Here is a 5,852-nt window from a genome sequence, read left to right on the forward strand (position 1 = left end):
CCTAAACGCCAAAAAGCCACCCGAGGGTGGCGTTTGTGTGAGTGTGTTGTGTGTGATTTGGTTGCGGGAGTAGGATTTGAACCTACGACCTTCAGGTTATGAGCCTGACGAGCTACCGGGCTGCTCCATCCCGCGACAGGGTGTTGGTTGCGCAATGGCGGATTATTGGGATGTAATGCCTAAGGGGTATCGCTTGATGCGAGAGGCTCGGGCAGGACATCTTATGTCCGTCGGTTGCGGCCAAGCTTTGTATTTTCGACATTGTGATGGGTTTTACCGGAACTTTTATTCTTCATGCGCCTGCTACAAAGCCTGGCGACGTCCTACTCTTCCAACGCTTAAGCGGTAGTACCATCGGCGCAGGCTGGTTTCACGGCCGAGTTCGGGATGGGATCGGGTGGGTCACAGTCGCTATGGTCACCAAGCTATGAAGCAGGCGCATGGAGAACTATTGTTCCGGTTTAGAAATCGATGATTATATCAGGCGTCGACTTAATTATCGTCACTCAAAGGCAATGCTGTATCCAGCGTTGTCGTTGATGGTGGGACTTTCAAGTGCGAATAGAGCAATTAGTGCCAGTTAGCTCCATGGATTACTCCACTTCCACATCTGGTCTATCAACGTCGTGGTCTCCGACGGCTCTATGATATCTTATCTTGAGGGAGGCTTCCCGCTTAGATGCTTTCAGCGGTTATCCCGTCCATACATAGCTACCCTGCTGCGCTCTTGGCAGAACGACAGGTGCACCAGAGGTATGTTCAACCCGGTCCTCTCGTACTAGGGTCAACTCCTCTCAAATATCGACGCCCACGGCAGATAGGGACCAAACTGTCTCGCGACGTTCTGAACCCAGCTCACGTACCACTTTAATTGGCGAACAGCCAAACCCTTGGGACCTGCTCCAGCCCCAGGATGTGATGAGCCGACATCGAGGTGCCAAACAACCCCGTCGATATGAGCTCTTGGGGGTTATCAGCCTGTTATCCCCGGCGTACCTTTTATCCGTTGAGCGATGGCCCTTCCACGAGGGACCACCGGATCACTATGACCGACTTTCGTCTCTGCTCGACTTGTCAGTCTCGCAGTCAGGCTGGCTTATGCCATTGCACTCTAACAGACGGTTTCCAACCGTCCTGAGCCAACCTTCGCGCGCCTCCGTTACTCTTTAGGAGGCGACCGCCCCAGTCAAACTACCCGCCACAGAGGGTCCCTGAACCAGTTTCATGGTTCGAGGTTAGACATCAGAAAACAACAGGGTGGTATTTCACCTATGGCTCCACCAGATCTGGCGACCTGGCTTCAAAGCCTCCCACCTATGCTACACAATTCTTTCCTAATGCCACTCTGAAGCTGCAGTAAAGGTGCACGGGGTCTTTCCGTCTAACCGCGGGTACTCCGCATCTTCACGGAGAATTCAATTTCGCTGAGCATATCCTGGAGACAGTGGGGAAGTCGTTACGCCATTCGTGCAGGTCGGAACTTACCCGACAAGGAATTTCGCTACCTTAGGACCGTTATAGTTACGGCCGCCGTTTACTGGGGCTTCATTTCGGAGCTTGCACCCCTCCACTTAACCTTCCAGCACCGGGCAGGCGTCAGGCCCTATACGTCGTCTTGAAGCCGACTTAGCAGAGCCCTGTGTTTTTGCTAAACAGTCGCTACCCCCTGGCCTGTGCCCCCCACAAAAAGTTGCCTTAATGTGGGGCCTCCTTCTTCCGAAGGTACGGAGGCAATTTGCCGAGTTCCTTCAGGATACTTCTCTCAAGCGCCTTGGTATACTCTACCTGACCACCTGTGTCGGTTTCGGGTACGGTCTATACGGTGGGGCTATTTCCTGGAACCTCTTCAAAGCCAGACCAATCCGATAAGGTCTGACAATACACGAGATCCGTCACACACCACCAGGCCCACGAATATTAACGTGGTTCCCATCGACTACCCCCTTCGGGCTCGTCTTAGGGGCCGGCTTACCCTGCTCAGATTAGCTTTAAGCAGGAACCCTTGGTCTTTCGGCGACAGGGCATCTCACCCTGTTAATCGCTACTCATGTCTGCATTCGCACTTCCGATACCTCCACCGTCGGTTACCCTTCGGCTTCACAGGCTTACGGAACGCTCCGCTACCGCGTGGATAAATCCACACCCTAAGCTTCGGTGCACGTCTTGAGCCCCGTTACATCTTCGCCGCAGGAACCCTTATTTAGACCAGTGAGCTGTTACGCTTTCTTTAAAGGATGGCTGCTTCTAAGCCAACCTCCTGGTTGTTTTGGGGTTCCCACATGCTTTCCCACTTAGACGTGACTTGGGGACCTTAGCTGTAGGTCAGGGCTGTTTCCCTTTTGACGACGGACCTTAGCACCCGCCGTCTGTCTCCCGGATATTACTCTTAGGTATTCGGAGTTTGGTTAGAATTGGTAGGTCTCGCGACCCCCGCATCCATCCAGTGCTCTACCCCCTAAGGTATTCGTCCGAGGCACTACCTCAATAGTTTTCGCGGAGAACCAGCTATTTCCCGGCTTGATTGGCCTTTCACCCCTAAGCACAACTCATCCGGTAACTTTTCAACGTTAATCGGTTCGGACCTCCAGTAAGTGTTACCTCACCTTCATCCTGGTCATGCATAGATCGCCGGGTTTCGGGTCTAATGCATCAAACTAAGTCGCCCTATTCAGACTCGCTTTCGCTGCGCCTACACCTAACGGCTTAAGCTTGCTTGATACATTAAGTCACAGACCCATTATGCAAGAGGTACGCGGTCAGGGCATAAAGCCCCTCCCACTGCTTGTAGGCATACGGTTTCAGGTACTATTTCACTCCCCTCATCGGGGTGCTTTTCACCTTTCCCTCACGGTACTTGTTCACTATCGGTCATGCACGAGTATTTAGGCTTGGAGGGTGGTCCCCCCATGTTCAGACAGGATTTCACGTGTCCCGCCTTACTCAAGTCCTGATGTTTCACTGTCGCATACGGGGCTGTCACCCGCTATGGCCAAACTTTCCAGTTTGTTCTGCTAATTAAACATCAGGCACTGGCCTGGTCCGCGTTCGCTCGCCACTACTAACGGAATCTCGGTTGATGTCTTTTCCTCTGGTTACTTAGATGTTTCAGTTCACCAGGTTCGCTTCACCAAGCCTATGTATTCAGCTCGGTGATACCTTCCCCATTAAACTTTTGCCCCTGATTGCTCAGAAGCAAAATTTAATGGTGAGGGTGGGTTCCCCCATTCGGAAATCTGCGGATCAAAGGTTGCTCACACCTCCCCACAGCTTATCGCAGCGTGCCACGTCCTTCATCGCCTGTGCATGCCAAGGCATCCACCATATGCCCTTACCTCACACTTGAGAGTCCACACCACCAACGACAATGCTGGACGACCTCCTTGCAAAAGGTCGTACATTTGATGCAATGTCTTGTGTAGATGTGGATAATAAAATCTCAGCCAGATGTTAATCTAGTTTCAGTAACAATAAAGTCGTTGTTTGAACAACGTCGATACTGCCACGGCATCGATTTCTAAACCCATTCACAATGTCAAAAATGCGGGAGCCAAGCTCCCTTAACCGCTGCTTGCGCAGCGGAACTGATGTCTTCACCCTGGATGTCATGAATAATGGTGGAGCCTGTCGGGATCGAACCGACGACCTGAAGCTTGCAAAGCTACCGCTCTCCCAACTGAGCTAAGGCCCCCTACCAATATGGTGGGCCGAGTAGGAGTTGAACCTACGACCTCACGCTTATCAGGCGTGCGCTCTAACCACCTGAGCTACCGGCCCCCACCGCGCCATCACTGACCCATAAGGGCCGCAGGCGGCGTAAAAGGCCAGCTCAGGCATACATAGCAAATGCTATGTTTTCCAGGATGAAGGGACATGAGGACGGCGGCAAATGTTCTTTGGAAAGTGCGAAGCTCTTCTCTGCATAAAGCAAAGCGCTTTCGAACTCATCCTTAGAAAGGAGGTGATCCAGCCGCAGGTTCCCCTACGGCTACCTTGTTACGACTTCACCCCAGTCGCTGATCCCACCGTGGTCAGCTTCCTCCCTTGCGGGTTAGAGCACTGCCTTCGGGTGAAACCAACTCCCATGGTGTGACGGGCGGTGTGTACAAGGCCTGGGAACGTATTCACCGCGGCATGCTGATCCGCGATTACTAGCGATTCCGCCTTCATGCTCTCGAGTTGCAGAGAACAATCCGAACTGAGACAACTTTTGGAGATTAGCTCATCGTCGCCGACTTGCTGCCCACTGTAGTTGCCATTGTAGCACGTGTGTAGCCCAGCGCGTAAGGGCCATGAGGACTTGACGTCATCCCCACCTTCCTCCGGCTTATCACCGGCGGTTACCTTAGAGTCCCCAACTAAATGATGGTAACTAAGGTCGAGGGTTGCGCTCGTTGCGGGACTTAACCCAACATCTCACGACACGAGCTGACGACAGCCATGCAGCACCTGTCACTGATCCAGCCGAACTGAAGGAAAGTATCTCTACGATCCGCGATCAGGATGTCAAACGCTGGTAAGGTTCTGCGCGTTGCTTCGAATTAAACCACATGCTCCACCGCTTGTGCAGGCCCCCGTCAATTCCTTTGAGTTTTAATCTTGCGACCGTACTCCCCAGGCGGATAACTTAATGCGTTAGCTGCGCCACCAAAACTCTAAGAGTCCTGATAGCTAGTTATCATCGTTTACGGCGTGGACTACCAGGGTATCTAATCCTGTTTGCTCCCCACGCTTTCGTACCTCAGCGTCAATATGCGTCCAGTGAGCCGCCTTCGCCACTGGTGTTCTTCCGAATATCTACGAATTTCACCTCTACACTCGGAATTCCACTCACCTCTCCGCAATTCTAGCGACCTAGTTTCAAAGGCAGTTCTGGAGTTGAGCTCCAGGCTTTCACCTCTGACTTGAGTCACCGCCTACGTACGCTTTACGCCCAGTAATTCCGAACAACGCTAGCCCCCTCCGTATTACCGCGGCTGCTGGCACGGAGTTAGCCGGGGCTTATTCTCCCGGTACTGTCATTATCATCCCGGGTAAAAGAGCTTTACAACCCTAAGGCCTTCATCACTCACGCGGCATTGCTGGATCAGGCTTTCGCCCATTGTCCAATATTCCCCACTGCTGCCTCCCGTAGGAGTCTGGGCCGTGTCTCAGTCCCAGTGTGGCTGATCATCCTCTCAGACCAGCTAAAGATCGTCGCCTTGGTAGGCTTTTACCCCACCAACTAGCTAATCTTACGCGGGCTCATCCCTAGGCGATAAATCTTTGGACTTTCGTCATCATCCGGTATTAGCTCAAATTTCTCTGAGTTATTCCGAACCTAAGGGCAGATTCCCACGCGTTACGCACCCGTGCGCCACTAGACCCGAAGGTCTCGTTCGACTTGCATGTGTTAGGCATGCCGCCAGCGTTCGTTCTGAGCCAGGATCAAACTCTCAAGTTTGATGCTCGATTATCAAAAGGTGGAATTCCCTCAGATAACCGCTCATTTCAAGGAGCCATTCCTGCACATTCTAAAAACGTATGGTTATTAGGACATATAGGAGTGGCTAATTTAACCGACCTACTGACGCCTTGAAGCCGTCAGAGCCGGGGCCGCCGCCCACATGTCCCTTCATCTAAATAACAATGTCAAAGAGCCGAAAAAACCGACACACCATCAACCAGTATTCCTACCGGTTCTCGGTGCGCCTGCTTAAAGCTGACCGCTACTCCCGAACTTCTGGCCGTTTCCCGTCGTTTCGTTGCCGATCCGTGGGCCGTTCCGTGCAGTCCGTCGCTGCGGTGAACAGGCCTCTAAGACCACCCTCGATTCGGGTCAACCTCTTTGTTGCATATTTTTGACGAGAATTGAC

Annotated in this window: 3 tRNA genes and 3 rRNA genes; all 6 read right to left on the bottom strand. The window is 52.5% G+C overall.

The window, feature by feature from the left end:
* Positions 1-58: 58 nt before the first annotated feature.
* The 6 genes from K6117_RS14350 to K6117_RS14375 all read right to left on the bottom strand — a co-directional run bounded on the left by K6117_RS14350 (position 59) and on the right by K6117_RS14375 (position 5,440).
* Positions 59-135 (bottom strand) — tRNA-Met (locus K6117_RS14350).
* Positions 136-310: 175 nt separating this feature from the next.
* A 5S ribosomal RNA gene (gene rrf, locus K6117_RS14355) occupies positions 311-425 on the bottom strand.
* Positions 426-550: 125 nt separating this feature from the next.
* Positions 551-3,342 (bottom strand): 23S ribosomal RNA (locus K6117_RS14360).
* 270 nt (positions 3,343-3,612) lie between these two features.
* Positions 3,613-3,688: transfer RNA gene (locus K6117_RS14365), tRNA-Ala, on the bottom strand.
* Positions 3,689-3,697: 9 nt separating this feature from the next.
* Positions 3,698-3,774 (bottom strand) — tRNA-Ile (locus K6117_RS14370).
* Between the two features lie 177 nt (positions 3,775-3,951).
* Positions 3,952-5,440: ribosomal RNA gene (locus K6117_RS14375) — 16S ribosomal RNA — on the bottom strand.
* The 16S, 23S and 5S rRNA genes sit together here with 3 tRNA genes alongside, the layout of an rRNA operon.
* Positions 5,441-5,852 lie beyond the last annotated feature (412 nt).

Origin of the sequence: Alteraquisediminimonas sediminicola, from assembly GCF_019740335.1 — a bacterium.
Classification (GTDB): Bacteria; Pseudomonadota; Alphaproteobacteria; order Sphingomonadales; family Sphingomonadaceae; genus Alteraquisediminimonas; species Alteraquisediminimonas sediminicola.